At 61.6% G+C, this 19,448-nt stretch carries 17 protein-coding genes; 7 read left to right on the top strand and 10 right to left on the bottom strand.

Going from position 1 to position 19,448, the window contains the following annotated elements; genetic code table 11:
• Nucleotides 1-182: 182 nt before the first annotated feature.
• On the bottom strand, nucleotides 183-458 hold the full coding sequence (locus tag ACA046_RS15000; RefSeq protein WP_497676902.1) for a hypothetical protein: 276 nt from the start codon (nucleotides 456-458) through the stop codon (nucleotides 183-185).
• 53 nt (nucleotides 459-511) lie between these two features.
• On the opposite strand from ACA046_RS15000, the gene ACA046_RS15005 reads away from it, so the two are divergent.
• The 5 genes from ACA046_RS15005 to ACA046_RS15025 all read left to right on the top strand — a co-directional run bounded on the left by ACA046_RS15005 (nucleotide 512) and on the right by ACA046_RS15025 (nucleotide 5,355).
• On the top strand, nucleotides 512-703 hold the full coding sequence (locus ACA046_RS15005; RefSeq protein WP_497676903.1) for a GNAT family N-acetyltransferase: 192 nt from the start codon (nucleotides 512-514) through the stop codon (nucleotides 701-703).
• A 104-nt stretch (nucleotides 704-807) separates the two neighbouring features.
• Nucleotides 808-1,320 (top strand): formaldehyde-activating enzyme, encoded by a 513-nt coding sequence (fae, locus tag ACA046_RS15010; RefSeq protein ID WP_459021355.1) that lies wholly within the window; start codon nucleotides 808-810, stop codon nucleotides 1,318-1,320.
• A 10-nt stretch (nucleotides 1,321-1,330) separates the two neighbouring features.
• Nucleotides 1,331-2,365 (top strand): aldo/keto reductase, encoded by a 1,035-nt coding sequence (locus ACA046_RS15015; RefSeq protein ID WP_459021353.1) that lies wholly within the window; start codon nucleotides 1,331-1,333, stop codon nucleotides 2,363-2,365.
• Complete coding sequence (locus ACA046_RS15020; RefSeq protein WP_459021351.1) at nucleotides 2,362-3,795, top strand: NAD-dependent succinate-semialdehyde dehydrogenase; 1,434 nt, start codon at nucleotides 2,362-2,364, stop codon at nucleotides 3,793-3,795. Before ACA046_RS15015 ends, ACA046_RS15020 begins: the two co-directional genes overlap by 4 nt.
• Nucleotides 3,796-3,981: 186 nt before the next feature.
• Nucleotides 3,982-5,355 carry an MFS transporter gene (locus tag ACA046_RS15025; RefSeq protein ID WP_497676904.1) on the top strand — a complete coding sequence of 458 codons (1,374 nt, stop codon included), beginning with the start codon at nucleotides 3,982-3,984 and terminating at the stop codon, nucleotides 5,353-5,355.
• Here the strand turns inward: ACA046_RS15025 and ACA046_RS15030 are convergent.
• The 8 genes from ACA046_RS15030 to ACA046_RS15065 form a co-directional block, all read right to left on the bottom strand.
• Nucleotides 5,302-6,177: a LysR substrate-binding domain-containing protein gene (locus ACA046_RS15030; protein WP_459021347.1), complete on the bottom strand. Its 876-nt coding sequence runs from the start codon at nucleotides 6,175-6,177 to the stop codon at nucleotides 5,302-5,304. The genes ACA046_RS15025 and ACA046_RS15030 overlap by 54 nt on opposite strands.
• Before the next feature lie 143 nt (nucleotides 6,178-6,320).
• Nucleotides 6,321-7,490: a hypothetical protein gene (locus ACA046_RS15035; RefSeq protein ID WP_497676905.1), complete on the bottom strand. Its 1,170-nt coding sequence runs from the start codon at nucleotides 7,488-7,490 to the stop codon at nucleotides 6,321-6,323.
• A gap of 84 nt (nucleotides 7,491-7,574) precedes the next feature.
• Nucleotides 7,575-9,212, bottom strand: a complete 1,638-nt coding sequence (locus ACA046_RS15040; protein ID WP_497676906.1) for a dipeptide ABC transporter ATP-binding protein — start codon at nucleotides 9,210-9,212, stop codon at nucleotides 7,575-7,577.
• A 2-nt stretch (nucleotides 9,213-9,214) separates the two neighbouring features.
• Complete coding sequence (locus ACA046_RS15045; protein WP_063029586.1) at nucleotides 9,215-10,051, bottom strand: ABC transporter permease; 837 nt, start codon at nucleotides 10,049-10,051, stop codon at nucleotides 9,215-9,217.
• Nucleotides 10,048-11,001, bottom strand: a complete 954-nt coding sequence (locus ACA046_RS15050; RefSeq protein WP_497676907.1) for an ABC transporter permease — start codon at nucleotides 10,999-11,001, stop codon at nucleotides 10,048-10,050. Before ACA046_RS15050 ends, ACA046_RS15045 begins: the two co-directional genes overlap by 4 nt.
• Nucleotides 11,002-11,068: 67 nt before the next feature.
• On the bottom strand, nucleotides 11,069-12,694 hold the full coding sequence (locus ACA046_RS15055) for an ABC transporter substrate-binding protein (RefSeq protein ID WP_497676908.1): 1,626 nt from the start codon (nucleotides 12,692-12,694) through the stop codon (nucleotides 11,069-11,071).
• Between the two features lie 434 nt (nucleotides 12,695-13,128).
• The gene (locus ACA046_RS15060) at nucleotides 13,129-14,352 is read right to left on the bottom strand and encodes a M24 family metallopeptidase (RefSeq protein WP_459021337.1); all 1,224 of its coding nucleotides are present in this window, start codon (nucleotides 14,350-14,352) and stop codon (nucleotides 13,129-13,131) included.
• Nucleotides 14,353-14,403: 51 nt separating this feature from the next.
• On the bottom strand, nucleotides 14,404-15,285 hold the full coding sequence (locus ACA046_RS15065; RefSeq protein WP_459021335.1) for a HalD/BesD family halogenase: 882 nt from the start codon (nucleotides 15,283-15,285) through the stop codon (nucleotides 14,404-14,406).
• Nucleotides 15,286-15,399: 114 nt separating this feature from the next.
• Between ACA046_RS15065 and ACA046_RS15070 the strand changes: the two genes are divergently transcribed.
• On the top strand, nucleotides 15,400-16,314 hold the full coding sequence (locus ACA046_RS15070) for a LysR family transcriptional regulator (protein WP_497676909.1): 915 nt from the start codon (nucleotides 15,400-15,402) through the stop codon (nucleotides 16,312-16,314).
• Here the strand turns inward: ACA046_RS15070 and ACA046_RS15075 are convergent.
• Nucleotides 16,252-17,484, bottom strand: coding sequence for an MFS transporter (locus ACA046_RS15075; protein WP_497676910.1), 1,233 nt, complete (start codon nucleotides 17,482-17,484; stop codon nucleotides 16,252-16,254). The two genes, ACA046_RS15070 and ACA046_RS15075, sit on opposite strands and share 63 nt — an antisense overlap.
• A gap of 280 nt (nucleotides 17,485-17,764) precedes the next feature.
• Between ACA046_RS15075 and ACA046_RS15080 the strand changes: the two genes are divergently transcribed.
• Nucleotides 17,765-18,694, top strand: coding sequence for a LysR substrate-binding domain-containing protein (locus ACA046_RS15080; RefSeq protein ID WP_459021329.1), 930 nt, complete (start codon nucleotides 17,765-17,767; stop codon nucleotides 18,692-18,694).
• Nucleotides 18,695-19,448: the final 754 nt, after the last annotated feature.

The raw sequence follows: 19,448 nt of genomic DNA on the forward strand, positions 1-19,448 counted from the left end.
TGTTCAAAAATGTGCGTTTTGCAGGCTTCAAGGCATTGAAATACAGCTCACAGTGTGGTCGGCATTCAGCGTTATTGCACACTATGTAGTGGTTGTCTGTGTTTGTGGGCACACTATATGGGGTGTGATAACTATGGTCAACGCACAAGATGTGCCGTCTTGAGTGGCTGGCATGACGTGGGTCAGCTATAAAGGCCGGGATCATTGACCCGAATCAGGACCTCAAAGGAATGAACAATCTGCAGATCCGCGCCGCCCGTCTGGAAGACGCCGAGGGCATTTTCCAGGTGCATAAAAACTCCGTCGAAAAGCTCTGCAACGCCGATTACGGCCCGGACCAGATCAGCCTGTGGCTCGACGGCCGCTCGCCCGAGACCTATCGCGAGGCGATCGTCGCCGGCAACTTCTGGCTGGCTTGCACCGATACGCTTCAGGGCTTCGTGGAAATCGACGGCCATGAAGTCAGCAAGTTGTCCGGGGTGAAGCCGCCGGGCAGGGGATTGGTGCCCGATTGCTGCTCGAAGCACTGCAACGGATCCAAGCCGCCGGCCATTCCAAGGCGTACCTGGAGGCGACCCTCACCGCCGAGAAATTCTATGCCTCGTTCGGCTTTCGCAAGATCGGCGAGGGTACCTTCAGCCGGGGTAACAGCCCGGTTTCCATCGAGATCATCAAGATGGAGCGCGCTTTGCAGGGAGTATGAGCAAAACTCACACCCCCATGACTTTTAATGGTTACAGCCGCCACCCGGGCCAGTGCTAAAAATTCGCTAACCAGCTCCCCATAACAAAAAAGAGCGTTTGCGAAATGAAAGCACTTGATCTGTACATCGGCGAAGGCTTCGAAGGCCCAGGCGTCAATGCTGCCCACATCAACATCCTCATCGGCCCACGCAACGGCCCGGCCGGCCAGGCGTTTGCCAACAGTTTGGCGTCGCCAAGCCAGGGCCATTGCCCGTTCATGGTGATTGCCCAGCCGAACATCCCGGTCAAACCCATGACCCTCTACGTCAACAAGGCCGCCATCGCCAGCGACTTGCACGGCAATGCCACCTGGGGCGCGTCCCAGGCCGGGATCGCCAAGGCGGTGCTCGAAGCCTTGCTCGATGGCACCCTGCCGCCGGAAGCCGAAGACGAGTGGGCCATTGTCACCGCCAATTGGGTCAACCCGGCCTGCGACGACCTGGATGCGGTCTACCTGAACAACTACAACGCCTGCCGCACCGCGATCCGCGCCGCCCTCACAGGCTTGCCCCACACCGCGCAACTGGCGGACGTGGTCAACCACATCAGCAACCCTTTCTATACGCCAAAAGCCTGAGGACATCCCCATGCAATACATTCGTTTGGGCAACTCCGGCCTGCAAGTCTCGCGCCTGTGCCTGGGCACCATGAACATGGGCACGCCGGACTGGAAACCGTGGATCTTCGATGAGAAGCAAAGCGAACCCATCGTCGCCCACGCCCTGGACAACGGCGTCAACTTCATCGACCTGGCGGACTTCTACTCCGCAGGCGTCGGCGAAGAAGTGGTAGGGCGCATCCTCAAGCGCGTTGCGCGCCGTGAAGACATCGTGGTCACCACCAAGGTCGGCTACGGCACCCGCAGCGGTATCAACGCCAGCGGTCATTCGCGCAAGCACATCATGGACAGCATCGACGCCTCCCTGAGCCGCCTGGGCATGGATTACGTCGACGTGTTCATGCTGCATTACTTCGACGTGAACACCCCGGTGGAAGAAACCATGGGCGCCCTCAACGACATCGTGCGTTCCGGCAAGGCCCGCTACATCGGCGTGTCCACCATGCTCACCGGGCAACTGGCGAAAATCCTCATGGCCTGCGAGCGCAATGGCTGGGTCAAACCGATCAACATGCAACTGCAACTGAACTGCGCCTACCGCGAAGAAGAACGCGAGATGATCCCGTTCTGCCGCGACCAGGGCCTGGGCGTCTCGGTGTTCAGCCCGCTGGCCCGTGGCTTGCTCACCGGTGAAGTGCAGTCGACCCGCAACCAGACCGACTTCTTCACCCAGCAGATGTACAGCGACCAGGCGTCCTTCGACATCGCCCACTCGGTGCAACGCGTGGCCCGCGCCCGTGGCGTGTCGAATGCGCAGATTGCCCAGGCCTGGGTAGCCAATCAACCGGGTGTGGACGTGATGCTGGTGGGTGCCGACACAACCGCACAATTTGACAGTGCGCTCGCTGCCTTGGACACCCAACTGGATACCGAAGAACTGCACGAGCTGGAACGCAACTACACGCCGTGCGATGTGATCAACGACTACACCGCCGGCAAACGCATCCTGCGCAGCGCCCGTCCGGGCCTGGACCGCTTTAACCTGATAGAGGCCGTGGCATGAACCCGCTGATTCGCACAGGCAATTTCATCGATGGCCAATGGTCCAGCGGTGGGCCGGTTTACCCGGTGCTCAACCCGGCCAATGGCGCGCAAATCGCCGAGGTCCACCGCGCCGGGGCCGAAGAAACCAACCTCGCCATTGCTGCGGCCAACCGTGCCCTGCCGGCCTGGCGCAAGCTCACCGCCAAGGAACGCAGCCAGCGCCTCAAGCGCTGGAGCGACTTGATGCTGAGCAACCAGAAAGACCTGGCCCACCTGCTCAGCCTCGAACAGGGCAAGCCGCTGGCCGAAGCCATGGGCGAAGTGGTCTACGCCGCGAGCTTCCTGGAGTGGTTCGCCGAAGAAGCCAAGCGCGCCTATGGCGACGTGATCCCGAGCCACAAGGCCGATGCCCGCATCATCGTGACCAAGGAAGCGATTGGCGTGGTCGCGGCGATCACCCCGTGGAACTTCCCGCTGGCCATGGTCACCCGCAAGGTCGGCCCGGCGCTGGCGGCGGGGTGCACGATGATTCTCAAACCGTCGGAAGAAACCCCGTTATCGGCCTTCGCCCTCGCGGTGTTGGCGGAGCAGGCCGGGATTCCGGCCGGCGTGTTCAATATCGTTTCCGGCGATGCCGTGGCCATCGGCGGCGCGCTGCAAGCCTCAAGTGTGGTGCGCAAACTGTCCTTCACCGGCTCCACCCGTACCGGCAAGCTGCTGATGCGCCAGGCGGCTGATACCTTGAAAAAGGTCTCCCTGGAATTAGGCGGCAACGCACCGTTTATCGTGTTTGACGATGCCGACCTGGACGCGGCAGTCAAAGGCGCCATGGCTTCCAAATTCCGCAACACCGGCCAGACCTGTGTGTGCGTCAACCGCTTCTTCATCCAGGACGGCGTCTATGACGCGTTCACCCGCAAACTGGCCGAAGCGGTATCGGCGATGCGTGTCGGCAGCGCGCTGGAGGGCGAAACCGAACAAGGCCCGCTGATCAACGCCGCGGCCCTGGCCAAGGTCGAAGCCCACGTCGGCGATGCCTTGGAGAAAGGCGCCAAGCTGCTGTGCGGCGGTCGTCGGCATGCGTTGGGCGGGACGTTCTTTGAACCGACCATCCTCACCGAAGCCCACGGCGAGATGCTGATCGCCCAGGAAGAAACCTTCGGCCCGGTGGCGGCCTGCTTCCGCTTTACAGATGAAGCCGAAGTACTGCAACGGGCCAATGACACACCGTTTGGCTTGTCTGCCTACTTCTACAGCCGCGACATCGGCCGTGTGTGGCGCATGGCCGAAGGCCTGGAAGCGGGTATGGTCGGGATCAACGAAGGGATTATCTCCACCGAAGTCGCCCCGTTTGGCGGGATCAAGGAGTCGGGCCTGGGGCGTGAAGGTTCCAAGTACGGCCTGGAGGATTACCTGGAGATCAAATACCTGTTGATGGGCGGCCTCTGACCCATTCTTCCAAACAACACCGATCCAATGTGGGAGCTGGCTTGCCTGCGATAGCGGCGGGTCAGTCACCCATTATCCAACTGACCCACCGCTATCGCAGGCAAGCCAGCTCCCACAAAAAAGCCCACACACCACAACCGGCTCGCCCGCTGTTACTCCGTCAAAAACAAAAATATGGAGAACACCATGTCCACCCCATCCATCAAGATCGACGACCTGCCCATCGGTCGCTTCCACATTAAAATCGCCGGCCTGACCTTCGGCGCACACTTCACCGACGGCTATATCCTCGGCCTGATCGGCATTGCCTTCACCTTGCTCAGCCCACAGATGCACTTGGACGCCTTCTGGCAAGGCTTGATCGGCGCTTCAGCCCTGATCGGGCTGTTTATGGGCAGCCTGTTCTTTGGCTGGATCTCCGACACCCTCGGCCGACAGAAAATCTTCCTGGTCAGCTTCGTCCTGATCACCGTCGCCTCGGTGATGCAGTTCTATGCCGAAACCGCCATGGGCCTGTTCCTCTGCCGCGTGTTGATCGGCATCGGCCTGGGCGGCGATTTCAGCGTCGGCCACGCAATGCTCGCCGAGTTCTCGCCCAAGAAACATCGCGGCGTGTTGCTTGGCTCCTTCAGTGTGGTCTGGACCGTTGGCTACGTGGCTGCGACCTTTGTCTGCACCGCCATGCTCAGCCTCGGCGATGACGCCTGGCGCTGGATGCTGGCCTCGTCGGCGATTCCTGCCGGGCTGATCCTGCTTGCGCGCATCGGCACCCCTGAGTCGCCACGCTGGCTGGTCAATCAAGGCCGGATTACCGAAGCCCGGGCCATCGTCAAAAAACACCTCGGCGAACACGTGGTGCTCGATGAGGAACCGTCGACGCAAACCCGCTCCAGCTATGGCGTGCTGTTCAGCCGCGAATACCGCAAGCGCACCGCGTTCAACTGCCTGTTCTTCGTGTGCATCGTGATGCCGTACTTCGCCATCTACACCTTCCTGCCGTCGATCTTGCAGAAAATGGGCCTGTCCGAAGGCTTTGGCACCGAGCTGCTGCTCAATTTGCTGCTGATCATCGGCGCCTTGATCGGTATTTGGTGCACCGTGAAATTCTCTCGGCGCGGGTTCCTGATCAACTCGTTCATCATCCTGGCGGCGGCGTTGTTCCTGCTGGCGGTATTGCCGGGGAGCATGGCGTGGTTGATGGTGCTGACGTTCGGGGTATTCACCTTGGTGCTGTCGGCAGTGAGCAACCTGGTGGGCGTATTCCCGGCGGAGAGTTTCCCGACTGAAGTCCGGGCCAGCGGAATTGGCTTGGCGACGGCCGTCAGCCGCTTGGGTTCGGCGGTGAGCACCTTCCTGTTGCCGGTGAGTGTGGCCGGGATTGGCCTCAGCCCGACCATGGGCATCCTCGCCGCGATACTGGTGCTGGGGGCGATCATCTCCTGGGCCTGGGCGCCGGAAACCAAGGCATTGACCTTGAGCCAGGCGTGCAAGGCCGAAGCACCGGTGTCAGGGATTGCTCACCCGGTTCAACCACTGCGTAAACAAGCGCACCTTGGATAGTCCCTGCTTGTCACTCGCCACATCCAGCCAATAGCCATAGGGGCCGATCACCTCCACTGGGGTGATCGGCAGTAGGCTGCCATTCGCCAGTTCGCGCTCGATCATCTGCCGGTCGATCACCGCCAGCCCACCGCCTGCCAGCGCAGTGTGGATCACCTGGTCCAGGGTGCTGAATTCCAACCCCTGGTCCGCATCGATATCCTCACGGCCCATGGCCGACAGCCAGTTCTCCCAGACCTTCAAGCGCTTGCCGTCGTGCAGGATGTGCAGCAGGGGAAAGCGCCGCAGGTCGGGCGGTTGTCCGCCTGTGAACATTTCCGGGCTGGCGACGGCGATGTGACGCTCCATCACCAACAGTTCACTGCTGCAATGCGTGGCCGGTTCCAGGCCGAAGCGGATCTGGCAGTCGATTTCCGCCAGGCTCGCGTGGCTGTTCTGGTGGGTGACGCTGAGGTTGATATCCGGGTAACGCTCGCAAAACCTGCGCAGGTGAGCGGACAGCCAGCGGGTGGCCCAGGTTGGCGGGGCGACGATGCGCAGGCGCTGGCGCAGGTTGGGTACGCGCACGGCGTGCAGGGCGCGTTCGATATGGTCGAAGGCATCGCTCAAGTGCGGGGAGAGGGCGAAGCCGGCTTCGGTCAGGGACAGGCCCTGGGGCGTGCGGATGAAGAGGGCGACGCCGAGGTAGTCTTCCAGCTGTTTGATCTGGCGGCTGACGGCGCCCTGGGTGACATTAAGGCCCACGGCGGCCTGGCTGAAGCTGCGGTGGCGGGCGACTTCTTCAAAGACCCGGAGCATGTTGAGGGAGGGCAGTTGGCGCATGAAATGGATTCCACACCTGTTGTTTTTATAGTGTTTTTTGGCGGCCTCTTCGCGAGCAAGCCCGCTCCCACATTTGATAGGCGCCGCGGTCAAAATGTGGGAGCGGGCTTGCTCGCGAAGGCGTCAGTGATGACGCCGCCTGTTTAGAAGTAATACCCAATGTTCATATACAACTGATTCTCCCACTGGTTACTCCCCCCAGCCCCCAGGCTCTCGGTATAGCTGCTCCCACCGATATACGGGTCGTTCTTGCCGATCAACCACTCCGTCGCTACCCACAATTTACTGACCGAAAACGACGTTCCCAAAATCACTCGCTGCGACGTCTTGAACTGATCCTCGGACTTGTCAAACGCACTGTAGTTGGCATACAGCTTCACGCCGCTGATTTGGTCAAACAGGTACTTGCCGCCCACGTCATAGCTCAAATCCGCCACATACAAATTGCCCCGGCTGGCCACGTTGAAGGTGCCGTCGTACCCGCCCAACGTCACCACACTGTCGGTGCCCGGGTTGCGTGGCGACATCTGCTGCCGTGCCGCCTGCAATTGCACGCCCCATGGCCCGTTCTTGCCCAGGTAGTGGATCGCTACCGCGTTGCGCCGGCCATCGTCGTTGGTGTCCTTGTTCTCCAGGGTGGAGGTCAAGCCGGACAGCCCGACTTCCGACTTCCAGTTGCCCAGGTCCATGGCCTTGGCCACCCGCACCACCACGGTATTGCGTTCCTGGTTGTTACTGCCGTCGCCCACGTAGCTGTCGGCTTCGGAGATCACGCTGGAGTAGGTGACGCCCTTGCTCGTGCCTTTGCCTTGCCACGCCGGGCGCAGGTAGTAACCGGCCTGGATGTTCCAGTCGCCGCTTTGCTGGATGTATTTGGCGCCCACCTGCTGCACATCTTCCAGGCCGATGACGTTGCCCAGGGTCTCGTAGAAGGTGCTGCCGAAGTACGGTTGCAAACCAAACGGCACAGTGTTGAGGCCCACTTGCACCTGCTGGTCGGGGTTGAACTTGTAGCCCACCCAGGCGAACTTGGCGAACTGGATATCGCCGTAGTTCTTGGTGTACTGGTACGGGTAGGAGCGCCCGTAGAACCGATACTGCGCCTCGCCGATCCAGGTGTCGGAGTTGTACTTGGCGCTGAGGAACGCGGTATCGAGGCCGAACTTCTGGATGCCGCGATCCGGGTCGTAGTCCCAACGGGCGCGTATGGCGCCGCCGAGGTCCAGGTTGTCGGTGACTTGCACGGCCATGGCCGGTGCCGCAAGGGCGCCAAGCACAGGGACCAGGGCGATGTAACGGAGGGTTGGTCGCATGGTTTTGCTCTCGTTATTGGTTATTTTTTGGCAACAGCAGCCCCTTGCCGCAGCGAACGCTGCGACGCGGGGTAAAGGGGTGACTCAGTGCGCTTGCGGGCGAATCAGCCGCAGCGGCGGGCCGGCGGCGGGCAGCTCCGAGGCGCCGGGGGCGGCCGCCAGCAAGGTTTGGGTGTAGGTGTTTTGTGGCCGCAGCAACACTTGCTCGGCAGTGCCGTATTCCACGACTTCACCCTGGCGCATCACCGCGATGTAGTCGCTGATCTGCGCCGCCACCCGCAGGTCGTGGGTGATGAACAGGATGCTCAGGTTCAGCCGCTGTTGCAGTTCAGCCAACAGCTCCAGCACCTGTTTCTGCACCGAGACATCCAGGGCCGACACGCTCTCATCGGCGATCAACACTTCCGGGCGCATCGCCAGGGCGCGGGCGATGCCGATGCGTTGGCGCTGGCCGCCGGAGAACTGCCGGGGCTTGCGCTTGAGGGCGTCGCGCTTGAGGCCCACTTGTTCCAGCAAATCACCGGCTTCAGCCCACGCATCCTTGGCCGACAACCCGCGCAGTTGCGCCGCGCGGGCGATGATGTCGCCCACTCGATGGCGAGGATTGAGCGAGCCATACGGGTCCTGGAAAATCATCTGGATCCGCCGACGATTCGCTGCCAGCGCCGAACCGCGCAAGGCCAGGAAGTCGGTATCGCCGACCCACACATGGCCGCTGTCGCTGTCTACCAGGCGGATCGCCGCTTTCACCAATGTACTTTTCCCCGAGCCCGACTCGCCGACAATCGCCAGCGTCTTGCCCCGAGGCAGTTGCAGCGAGACATTGCGCAGCGCCGCCACCGAGCTGCCGCCGACGGTGTAGGTCTTGGTCAGGTTCTCGATGCGCAGTGCCAGCTCGCCGTCGGCACTCGGCTTGTGCAGCTCCGGATGCAAGGCCGGCACGGCTGCAATCAGCTTGCGGGTGTAGGCGTGGGCCGGGGCGTTCAGCACCTGGTCGCGCTCGCCGATTTCCACCAGCCGGCCGCCTTCCATCACCGCGATACGGTCGGCAATCTGCGCCACCACGCCGAAGTCATGGGTGATAAACAGAATGCCGTGTTGCCCGCGACCGCGCAGTTCACGCACCAGCTTCAGCACTTGCGCCTGAGTGGTCACATCCAGCGCCGTGGTAGGTTCGTCGGCGATCAGCAAATCCGGGTTCATTGCCAGGGCCATGGCAATCACCACCCGCTGGCATTGGCCGCCGGACAATTGATGGGGAAAGCTGTTGGCGATGCGTGGCGGGTCCGGCAGTTGCGTCGATTCCAGCAGCACCAGCATGCGCTCGCGACGTTCAGCGGCAGGCATCTGCGGCGCGTGAATATCGAAGATCTCTTCCACTTGCTTGCCGATGCGAATCGCCGGGTTAAGCGCCGCCATCGGCTCCTGGAAAATCATCGCGATGCGGTTGCCCCGCAACTGGCGCAAACGTTCCTCATCGAGGGTACACATGTCATCGCCGAGAAAGTCGATCACGCCTTCGGTATGCCGCAAACCCTTGGCGTAGTCGCCCATGATCGCCGCCGACAGCACGGACTTGCCCGAGCCGGACTCACCGATCACGCACAGGATTTCACCCTTGCGCACCTCCAGGCTGATGCCCTGCACCGCATGGCTGCGGTCGGCACCGGCGGGCAGTTCGATGGACAGGTTCTGCACCCGCAGCACTTGTGTGGGGTTCATGCTCAACTCCTTGCGCCTTTCTGGGCGTGTTCATCCAGGCCGTCCGCCAGCAGGCTCAGGCCCAGCATCAGGGTGGAGATGGCGATGCACGGGAAGATCACCAGGTGCGGGAACGCGATAGCCATGGCGCGGCCGTCGTTGATCATGCCGCCCCAGTCCGGTGTCGGTGGTGGCAGGCCGAGGCCGAGGAAGCCCAGGGCGCCGATCATGATCGCGGTGTAGCCGATGCGCAGGCAGAAATCGACAATCAACGGCCCGCCGCAGTTGGGCAGGATTTCCACCAGCATGATCCGCAGCGACCCTTCGCCCTGGGTGATGGCGCTGAGCACGTAGTCTCGCGAGCGGATGTCGATGGTCAGGGCGCGCATGATCCGGAAGATCGCCGGCGCGCTGGTGAAGGTCACCGCAATCAGGATATTCAGCGCCGAAGCACCGAGGGCGATGATGATCACGATGTACAACACCAGCACCGGGAACGACAGCACCGTGTCCGCCACATACGACAGCACACTGTCGACCCAGCCATTGAAGTAACCGGCGCACAAGCCCATGGCGATGCCGACGGCAAAGGCGGTGAGGGTGGCGAGAATCGACCAGAACAACACGGTACGGGTGCCCCAGATCAGCCGCGAAAGAATGTCGCGGCCGATCATGTCGGTGCCCAGCAAGAAGCTCTGGCCGTTGTCGCCTGCGGTCATTGGCGTGAGCAAGGGCGTGAAGCTTTCCAGCGGATCATGGGGCGCGATCCACGGCGCAAACAGCGCAATCAGTACCCAGCCGCCCACCAGCAGCAGGCCGAGCAGCGCCAAGGGATGTTTGAAGGATTGCAGGACATTCATTGGGAACCTCCGCCAAGGCTACGCAGGGTGATGCGCGGGTTGAGCCAGGTGTAGGCCAGGTCCGAGAAGATCTTGGTGATGCCCACCACCACGGCACTGACCATCGCGCAGGCCTCGATCAGGTACACGTCGTGGTTAAGCGAGGCGGTGTACAGCAGCGAGCCGAAGCCCTTGTAGGCGAAGAACACCTCCACCACGATCACGTTCGACAGCAGCCACGGGATGTACAGCATGATCACCGTGACTGGCGCGATCAGCACATTGCGCAGGGCATGGCGCAGCACGATGCGTGAGGTCGATGCGCCCTTGAGCCGCGCGGTGCGGATGTACGGCGCCTGCATCACTTCCACCATCGAAGCGCGGGTGATGCGCGCCAGGTAGCCGATGCCGAACAGGCACAGCACCATCAAGGGCAGCACCAGTTCCACCGCACTGAAACCCTCGCTCATGCTGCTGACGCCGGGCAGCCAATTGAGCCAGAACACAAAGATCGCCGAGACGAAGACCGCGCTGGCGAAGTCGGGAATCGAGGTGGTGACGATCGACAGGAACGACACCAGGCGGTCCAGCGCCGAGCCCTGGCGAATTCCGGCGAGGATGCCGAGGGTCAACGCCACCGGCACCATCACCAGCAATGCCAGACCGGCCAGGGTCAGGGTTTGCGCGAGGTTCGGCAGCAGCTGCTTGATCACCGATTCGCGAAAGTACACCGAGGTGCCCCAGTCGCCGCTGACAAAGTCCTTGAGCCACACCAGGTAGCGCCACACAAAGGGTTGGTTGTAGCCGTGTTCCACCAGCCACGCCGCGCGCTGGTCGGCTGCGGAGTAGGGGCCGAGGACGTTGATCGCCACGTCTTCGATGTTCAGTTCCAGGGCCAGGAACACGATCAATGACACCGACAGCAGGGTCGCCACCAGCGCCAATAACTTGCGCATCAGAAAATGAGCCATGGGTGCATGCTCCGACTGTTCTAGGGATGCCTGCCCGAATACGGGCAGGAAATAGGTCGCGCCTGAATCAAGCGCTCATCCACACACTGTCCATCGGGTAGAAGTCGGAAGGGTGCACCTGGAAGCCCTGGACCTTTTTGCTCACGGCGGTGAACTTGTCGCCCCAGAATGGCTGCACGATCACGCAGGCGTCCTGCAGGATGCGTTCGACATCTTCCATCGCCACGGCGCGCTGTTTCGGGTCGATGATGCCCATGGCTTTGTCCAGCGCGGCATCGAACGCCGGGTCGCTGTAATGGCTTTCGTTCCAGGCAACACCGCCACGGTAGGCCAGCTCAAGGGACATTACCCCGAGCGGACGATGGGCCCAGTAGGTCAGGCTGAAGGCGGCCTTGTCCCAGATCGGCCAGTACTGTGCAGCGGGGATCACTTTGAGGTTGATGCGGATCCCGGCTTCCAGGCAGTTCTGTTGCAGGATCTGCGCGCAGTCCTGCTCATAACGGCCTTGGGTATTGCCGACGATCAGGTCGATGTCGATGCCGTTCGGGAAGCCGGCTTCGGCCAGCAGATTCTTCGCCGCCGCCACATCGCGGTTGCGCTTGGGCAGCGGGAAATATTCGGGGTGGGAGGGCGCCACATGATGGTCTTCGCCAAGGGTGCCCATGCCGCGATAAGCGATCTTCAGCATCTGCGCGTTGTCGGCGCACAGCACCACGGCCTTGCGAATGCGCAGGTCGGTGAAGGGCTTCTGGTCGCAGGCCATGCGCATTACCACGGTTTGCGCGGATTTGCAGGTGAGCAACTGTGCACCGGGCAAACGCTTGGCCAGGTCCAGCTCGGCCACGGTCACGCGGTACAGCACGTCCACTTGCCCGGCTTGCAGGGCGGCGAGGTGAGTGGATACGTCGGTGCCCATGTCGACGTAGCGCAGTTCGTCGAGGTTGGCCGGCTTGCCCCAGTAATCGGCGCGCTTGGCGAAGGTCGCCTGCTTGTTCACCGCGAATGAAACCAGCTTGAACGGCCCGGTGCCCAGCGGGTTTTTCGCCCAGTCATCACCGGCCTTGAAGCTGCGGTGCACGATGGCGCAGGTGAAGGCATTGAGCATTTCCGGAATCGCCAGGATTGGCCGCTTGAGCACCAGGCGGAACTGGAATTCGCTGACTTTCTCGAAGGCCTTGATGTCCTGGAATGCGGTGCGATTCACCGACTTGGAGTCGGCGGCAATCCAGCGTTCGATATTATGCTGCACGTCGTCGACGTTGAAGGTGTCACCGTTGCTCCACTTCACGTTCTGGCGCAGGTTGAAGGTCCAGGTGGTGAGGTCTTCCGACGGGCTCCAACTCTCGGCGAGATACGGGTGGGTGATGTTGTCAGCGTCGACCCAGGTCAGGTATTCCACCGAGTTGCGCAACAGGTTCGAGGCTTCGATCCAGGTGATGAGCATCGGGTCCTGGATTTCCTGGATCGCGCAGGCAAACCGTAGGCTGCCGCCCTGGCGAGGCTCGGCGGCCTGGGCGTCATTGCCCAGCAGTGCGGAGCCGAGAAAGGTGTTGGCGCTGGCGACGGTGATGCCCAGCAGCGCGGCCGTGCGCAGGAATTGGCGGCGGTTGATTTCGCCGCTTTGCACCTGGGCACACAGATTATTTACGGCTGGATGCGGCGCGGCGCCGTCCAGGGTAGTCAACTCTTTCATAAGCCTCTCCGGTACTTGCGAATGTGCGTTTTTTTGTTGAACCGCAAGGGTCAGTGGCGAGCGCCGGGAAGGCGCGAGCGTGACCGCTGTGAAGCCGGCAGAAGAACAAGGCGCAACGAAGTCGGGAGGGTGGCAATGGGACGGGACATAGGGCAGCTCTCATGTTGTTTTTATTAGAGATGCCCGCAGTTTTGTCATTTGCGCAAAGATCGACAAACGACAAATTCTGCGTTGGAACGTTCTATAAACGCATGTTACTCACCGATCCCAAGCCCACCCATCGATCTAAGGCCATTCATGCGTATGGCCCAAACTCACTCATGCGTAGCAGCTGTCGAGCCTTGGCGAGGCTGCTTTTGCGGTTTGCCTGATACACCGCTACGCAGCCTCGCCAAGGCTCGACAGCTGCTACGGGGGTGTTTGTATCCTGGGGGTTAGCGCAACAAGCGCGGGTCGAACGGGTAATCGGAGAGCAACTCGATGCCGTGTTCGTGGATGTAGATCTGCTCTTCCAGCTTGACCCCTTCGCCGCCGTCATCGTGGCCGATGTAGCTTTCCACGCAGATGGTCATGCCGGCTTCGAACACGCCGTCGTAGCCCAGGGCATCAATGTCTTCGCGGTGCACTACGTAGGGGTATTCACCGGTCATGCCCACCCCGTGCACCAGGGCGAAGTAACGGTTGTTTTTGTAATGCTCGGGAATCTTCCAGGCCAGTTCCGCGTACTCCTTGAAACTGCGTCCGGCCTTGAGCATTTCCATGTTGGTCTGCACTTGCTCGTAAGCCAGCTTGTACAGCTCCTGCTGCTTGGCGGTGGCGGCCTGTTCGCCGCAGAGAAAGGTCCGCGAAAAGTCGGCGTAGTAGCCGAAACGCCCGACCACGTCAGTGTCCAGCGCCACCAGGTCGCCGGCCTCGATGGGCCGGGTGCTGCACTCCTGGAACCACGGGTTGGTACGGGGCCCTGAAGACAGCAGGCGGGTCTCGACGTAATCACCGTCGGTGGCGATCACATGCTGGTGCAGGTGCGACCACAATTCGTTCTCGCTGATGCCGGGCTTGAGCTTGCTTTCCATCAGGCGCACCCCGGCTTCGGTGGCACGCAGGCTGGCGCGGATCATCTTGAGTTCGTTCGGCACCTTGATGCAGCGCGCACGTTCCAGCGGTTCCTGGGCATCGAAAATCTGATAGCCGAGCTTTTGCAGTTCGAAGGCCGCGGCCGAGGTGGCGCTTTCAATGGCGATACGTTTGCCGCCGCCACATTTACGCACCAGTTCATCGATTTCGGCGGCCCAGTCGGCGGTGACATTGCCCAGGAAACTTTCGCAGAAGTAATAGGAGATGGCCTTGGCCGGGCGTACTTCATCGACGGTGTTGAGGGTTTCAGCCAGGTGCAGGCAGCCGCCGAATTCAAACACCACCACTGGGCCTTCGGCCGGGATAAACGCATAGCGAGCCGGGTTGCGCGCCGAATACACCTGCATGTTGCGCGAGCCGGTGGCGTAGCGCATGTGGGTGGGGTCGAACAGCACGCAGGCGGCGTAGTCGCGTTTTTTCAGTTCGTTGCGTACCCGTTGCAGGCGGTCCAGTTGGATCTGTTGGATCTCGTCATAGGTAGGTTCGCAATCGGCAGGGTTGCGGTTGGGGCCGGACAGACTCATGGGGTGTTCCTCGCAGGGCAAATACAGTTTTTTAGTTTTTTGGGATGTGGGTCAGTCGAGCAACTGATCGCTGCGGACCAGGTTGCGTTCGGCTTGCAGATGGGCTTCGGACAGGCGTCCGTAAAGCTGTTTGGTGCGCTGGGCGCGGCCGATGATTCCGGGCTTTTCGGAGTAGGCGAAGATCGCCGTATTGCGCTCGGTGGCGCCTTCAACACGGGTGACGCGGTGCACCGAAAAACGGCCCTTGAAGATCTGCAAGTCGCCGGGGTTGAGCTCCAGTTCCTGCACCTGCGAACGGTCTTCGCCACGCACCACCTTGCCCACTGCGCCGAGGTTCTCCTGGGTGCGGGAGCGAATCATCGGCGCGTACTCGAACAGGCCGCCGGCCTCGGGCTTCTGGGTCATCATGCTGACGATGAATTCGTTGGTATCGAAGTGCCAGGGCTGCTCGGTGCCGTCGGGCATCACGTTGATCACCAGCCCCGCGAACGGGTCGGCGTACTCGTAGATTTCCGGTTCGTTGAGGCAGGCGCCGATAAAGCGTTTCATCATCGGCGATACGTACAGCCGGTGGATGATCGCGTCCGGGGCAATCATGTCGCGGGTCACAAAACCGCTGGTGCGCTCCATGAACGTGCGGCGCGGATCATCCTGGGGCAGGGAAGCGTCATCTTCGGTGAAGTAGGCATTGACCTTGCGCACCGAATAGAACGTCTTGCCCGACAGCGCCAGGCCTTCCAGGCGTGCCTGTTCCAGCGCGGCGGGGCGCAGGAAGTTCTTCAGCAGGCAGCAACCGTCTTCGGCCAGTTCGGCCCGGGCGTGTTCGATCAGTGCCTGCAATTGAACATGGCCCGAATCATGTATGGGATACAGCTCGGTATTAATAATGTCGCTGATATCGCCCACTTCAGCGTCAGCAAGTTGAAGGCTCATGCAAGACTCCCGGAACTATCAGTTGGTGTTTTTTGGCTGAACCGATAGTTGCTGAACGAGGTGCAAAGTGGAAATTACAAGTTGTGATCGAATCCATCGGCGAGGGCGATAGTTATGTCGGGCGAACTGGATGGCACCCTGCTTAAAGTGTTTGTGGCAATTATCGAGTGCCAGGGTTTCTCGGCCGCCGCCGAGCGCCTGCACAAGACCCAATCCACCGTCAGCCAGAGCCTGCAACGGCTGGAGGACATCGTCGGCACGCCGCTGATCCGCCGCACCAGTCGCTCGGTAGGCCTGACCCCCGGTGGCGAAACCTTTTTGATCTACGCCCGGCAGATCCTCAAGCTGCACAGCGAGGCCGTCAGCGCCGCGCAATTGCCCAATGAACAGGTGTGCATCCACCTCGGCATGCCCGAGGACTACGCCGAGTATTGCCTGGGCGGGATGCTCAAGGACTTCCAGACGCAGTTCGCCCAGGTACGGCCCGACGTGTGCTGCGAGATGTCCACGGCCCTGGTGGGGCGCCTGCAACGGGGCGAGTTGGACCTGGTGCTGGGGGTGGAACACGCCGGTTTGCAGGCCGGCGAATACCTGTGCGACGAGCCGCTGGTGTGGGTGGCGGCGCCCAGCTGGAGTTGCGTGGGGCGCCAGTCGGTGCCGCTGGCGGTGTATGCCGAGGGCTGTGCGTTTCGTGCGAATGCGGTGCAGGCGCTGGCCCAGTCCGGGCGCTCGTGGCAGGTGGTTTATACCAGCCAGAGTCCGCGGGGCATTGCGATTGCGATCGAGCAGGGGCTGTCGGTCGGCGTGATGGCCCGTCGCTTGGTGCCGCCCGACTGGCAGATCCTGGACGAGCGCCAGGGCTTCCCGCCGATTGCGCCGGCGCGCCTGATGTTCTGGCGCTCAGCCGGTTGCCAGGTGCCGGAAGTGGACGCACTGGTGGAGATTCTGCGCCGGCAATTGGGCCACTCAGGGCATCTGGGCGGCCAGCGCTTCGCGGGTGTGTCGATGGGCCATGCGCTTCAGCAATAACAGGCTGGCCAGCACCCAGGCCGCGATCCAGCCGTGCACCACCGCAAACTCCCCGGTGACTTGCAGCAGCCAGCCGGACAGGGCATTCGCGGTGGCACTGGCGAGGCCGTAGCTGACCATGCTCAGGCTCACCACTTGCAGGCTGTGCACGGGGTTGAGCCGGGCGCCGACGTAGGCGGCCATCAAGCCCCAGCACGGGAAATAAAACAGCGCGAACAGCCCGGCTGCCAGCCAGCTCAGCAACAGGCTGGGATGCCCGAGCAAGCCAAGCATACTGAGGCCAAACGGGCCGATACTCAGGGCCATCACCCGCAACGCCCCCCAACGGTCTGCCAGCGTGCCCAGCAGCAAGCCGCCGATGACCCCGCCGATGCCGATCAGCGTCCACATCGACCCGGTGACGGAGGCGCTGGCCTGCAATTGCTCGCTGACAAATGCCGACAGGAAGTTCAGGAACGGCCCGCTGATGACGCCGATAAACGCGCTGAGCAACACGATCTGCATCGCCACCGGCTGCGCCACACACAGGTTCAGCCATTGGCGCAGCACCTGACTCAGCGCGGGCGCCTTGGCCTCGCGAGGTGCCGGCTCCTTGAGCGGGGCCAATGTCCATAAGGTCAGCAGCGTGACAACCAGCGTCAACCCGGCACAGATCAGCCAGAACTGCCGCAGGGACAAGCCCTGCAGCAGCGCGATCAACAATCCGTTCAAACACAGCGCAAACGCCGACCCCGACGACGCCAGCCCCAGCACGCGGCTGCGGTGAGTGGCCGGGATCACCTCCTGGGCCAGAGCGGAAATCGCGTTCCAGTTCGATACCGCGCAGGCCGACACCAGCGCCAGGCACAACGCAAACGGCAACACCCACGGCGTAGCGACGGTCAGGGCCAGCAGGGCGGGGCTGAGGACGATGGTCAGGCGCACCATATTGTGCGGGCTGATCCACGCTGCGGCCAGGCCGCTGGCAATTGAGGCGCCCATGTAGAACAACTGCAACAGCGCGGCAATCAACGCGGCCTGGCTGTAACTGAGTTCAAACGCCAGGCGGATCTGCGGCAACAGCGCCGAATACAGGAACACACTGAAACCGTGGGTGGTGGCATTGCACGCGGTAAACACCAGTGCCAGCAAGCCAATACTTCGCCGGGATGAAACGGATGCGCTGGACATGGCGATGACTCGATAAGTTAATCGCGAACGAGAGAGGCGAAGTGACAAGAAGTACATCGGCAGACTAACGTTTATCGTTTGGCGGCGACCAATGCTTAATTGTCTTAGTGTGCATGCGTTATTCGCATGGTATTTGTTCGTGAGCGACGGGATACATCGATAAACGACACGTTCGGTGCCTGGGGCGATTAATTCTCCGTCAACCCAGGGCGCTACCGCTGACCCGATACAAAAAGGTATGTTGTGCGGGTTATTTCCCCTGTGCTCCCGAGTGTCGTCCATGAAACGCAAAATGCCCGGTCTCAACGCCCTTAAAGCTTTCGAAGTCGCCGGCAGCACCGGCAGTTTTACCCGGGCTGCCGAGCTGTTGAACGTGACGCAGAGTGCGGTCAGCCGCCAGGTGCGCCAGCTTGAAGAACAGTTGGGCGAGGCGCTGCTGGAGCGTCGCCACCACCACCTGGAGTTGACCAGTGCCGGGCGTGTGTTGCTGCGGGCGTTGCACCAGTCGTTCGACAAGATCGAGCTGACGGTGCGCAGTATCCAGCAGAAGTCCCATGCCAATCGCTTGCACATCAACGCGCCGCCGACCTTTACCAATCGTTGGTTGATGCCGCGGTTGGGGCGTTTGCGTGAGCAGCATCCGGAGTTGGAGCTGAGCATTACCACGCGGTTGCAGGACAGCCTGGCGGAGACCAGCACCCTCGATTGTGCTATTCGGTTTGGCGATGGGGAGTGGGATGGGTTGGACAGCTCGTTGTTGATTCAGGAGCGGCATATCGCGGTGTGTGCGCCGTCGTTGTATGCCCGGGAGTGGAGTGACGGGATTGATCTGAATCGCATGACGTTGCTGCATGTGTTGGCGCGGGAGGATCAGCGGTATCTGACGTGGAAGCACTGGCTGGATGCGGCGCGGATCGGTGGGGTTGATATCGAGGGTGGGTATGAGTTTGACCTGCTGGATTTGGCGATTCGGGCGGCGATCGATGGGTTGGGGATTACCATTGCGGATTGGCATATGGTGGCTTCGGAGTTGGCCAGTGGGCAGTTGACGCAGGTGTTGAATGTGCATGTGGAGGGGCATCAGTCGTATTGGTTGGTGACCCGGCCGGAGCAGACGGATACGCCGCAGTTGCAGGTGTTTGCGCGGTGGTTGCAGGAGGAGATTTGGTTGGCTCAGCGGCAGTTGGAGCCGTCTTTGGCGGCTGTTTGATTTGGTGTACATATCCGTTGCTGCGGTAACGGCGGCTTATGGTTCCGCTCTTACAGCGGGTCACTTTTGGCAAACGCCCGGAATGCCGGCCCAGCCAAAAGTAACCAAAAGGTCTTTGCCCCACCACTCGGTGCCTCGCCTAGGCTCGGCATGCCCGCACTCCGGCCCGGTTCCGCGGGCCGCCGCGACGGGCCATCCATGGCCCGGCGCGGCTAAATCGGCTTCCCTGCCGATTTACCCGCTCCACCGTGCCTGCTTGCGGCCATCGTGGTTGACGGGGCCTGCAGATCAAGATCAAAAGCAGATCAAAAGCAAGAGCACAGCGGCCTACCGGCCGGCTTGAGTGTGGTGAAGCAACAGCCAAATCAGAAGCTAAAGCGGGCACGGTCCAAATGTGGGAGCGGGCTTGCTCGCGAAGGTCGTTAACGATGACGTTGGCATCCTGATTCAACGCGGCGCCCTCAGGTTTTTCGCGAGCAAGCTCGCTCCTACAGAAAAGCAGCTTTGCTTTCGCTCTTAACACTCAAGCCGGCCTGTAGGCCGCTGTGCCCTTGATCTGCTTTTGATCTTGATCTTAGGCGCCCCGTTAAACCACGCTGGCCGAACGTAGGCAGTACGGAGCGGGTAAACCGGCAGGACGCCGGTTTAGCCGCGACGGGGCAGGGACGCCCCGTCGCGGCGGCCCGCTTCGTGCTGCCGGAGTGCGGGCACACCGAGCCCAAGCGAGGTGCCGAGTGGTGGGGCAAGAGCGTTT

This window comes from Pseudomonas sp. LBUM1641 (assembly GCF_059716235.1).

Excerpts from the sequence above, each read along its gene's own strand:
- ACA046_RS15015 (WP_459021353.1), top strand. The coding sequence starts at position 1,331 with ATGCAATACATTCGTTTGGGCAACTCCGGCCTGCAAGTCTCGCGCCTG.
- ACA046_RS15030 (WP_459021347.1), bottom strand. The coding sequence starts at position 6,177 with ATGCGCCAACTGCCCTCCCTCAACATGCTCCGGGTCTTTGAAGAAGTC.
- ACA046_RS15025 (WP_497676904.1), top strand. The coding sequence starts at position 3,982 with ATGTCCACCCCATCCATCAAGATCGACGACCTGCCCATCGGTCGCTTC.
- fae (WP_459021355.1), top strand. The coding sequence starts at position 808 with ATGAAAGCACTTGATCTGTACATCGGCGAAGGCTTCGAAGGCCCAGGC.
- ACA046_RS15075 (WP_497676910.1), bottom strand. The coding sequence starts at position 17,484 with ATGTCCAGCGCATCCGTTTCATCCCGGCGAAGTATTGGCTTGCTGGCA.
- ACA046_RS15055 (WP_497676908.1), bottom strand. The coding sequence starts at position 12,694 with ATGAAAGAGTTGACTACCCTGGACGGCGCCGCGCCGCATCCAGCCGTA.
- ACA046_RS15035 (WP_497676905.1), bottom strand. The coding sequence starts at position 7,490 with ATGCGACCAACCCTCCGTTACATCGCCCTGGTCCCTGTGCTTGGCGCC.
- ACA046_RS15040 (WP_497676906.1), bottom strand. The coding sequence starts at position 9,212 with ATGAACCCCACACAAGTGCTGCGGGTGCAGAACCTGTCCATCGAACTG.
- ACA046_RS15050 (WP_497676907.1), bottom strand. The coding sequence starts at position 11,001 with ATGGCTCATTTTCTGATGCGCAAGTTATTGGCGCTGGTGGCGACCCTG.
- ACA046_RS15070 (WP_497676909.1), top strand. The coding sequence starts at position 15,400 with ATGTCGGGCGAACTGGATGGCACCCTGCTTAAAGTGTTTGTGGCAATT.
- ACA046_RS15000 (WP_497676902.1), bottom strand. The coding sequence starts at position 458 with ATGGCCGTCGATTTCCACGAAGCCCTGAAGCGTATCGGTGCAAGCCAG.
- ACA046_RS15080 (WP_459021329.1), top strand. The coding sequence starts at position 17,765 with ATGAAACGCAAAATGCCCGGTCTCAACGCCCTTAAAGCTTTCGAAGTC.
- ACA046_RS15045 (WP_063029586.1), bottom strand. The coding sequence starts at position 10,051 with ATGAATGTCCTGCAATCCTTCAAACATCCCTTGGCGCTGCTCGGCCTG.
- ACA046_RS15020 (WP_459021351.1), top strand. The coding sequence starts at position 2,362 with ATGAACCCGCTGATTCGCACAGGCAATTTCATCGATGGCCAATGGTCC.
- ACA046_RS15060 (WP_459021337.1), bottom strand. The coding sequence starts at position 14,352 with ATGAGTCTGTCCGGCCCCAACCGCAACCCTGCCGATTGCGAACCTACC.
- ACA046_RS15065 (WP_459021335.1), bottom strand. The coding sequence starts at position 15,285 with ATGAGCCTTCAACTTGCTGACGCTGAAGTGGGCGATATCAGCGACATT.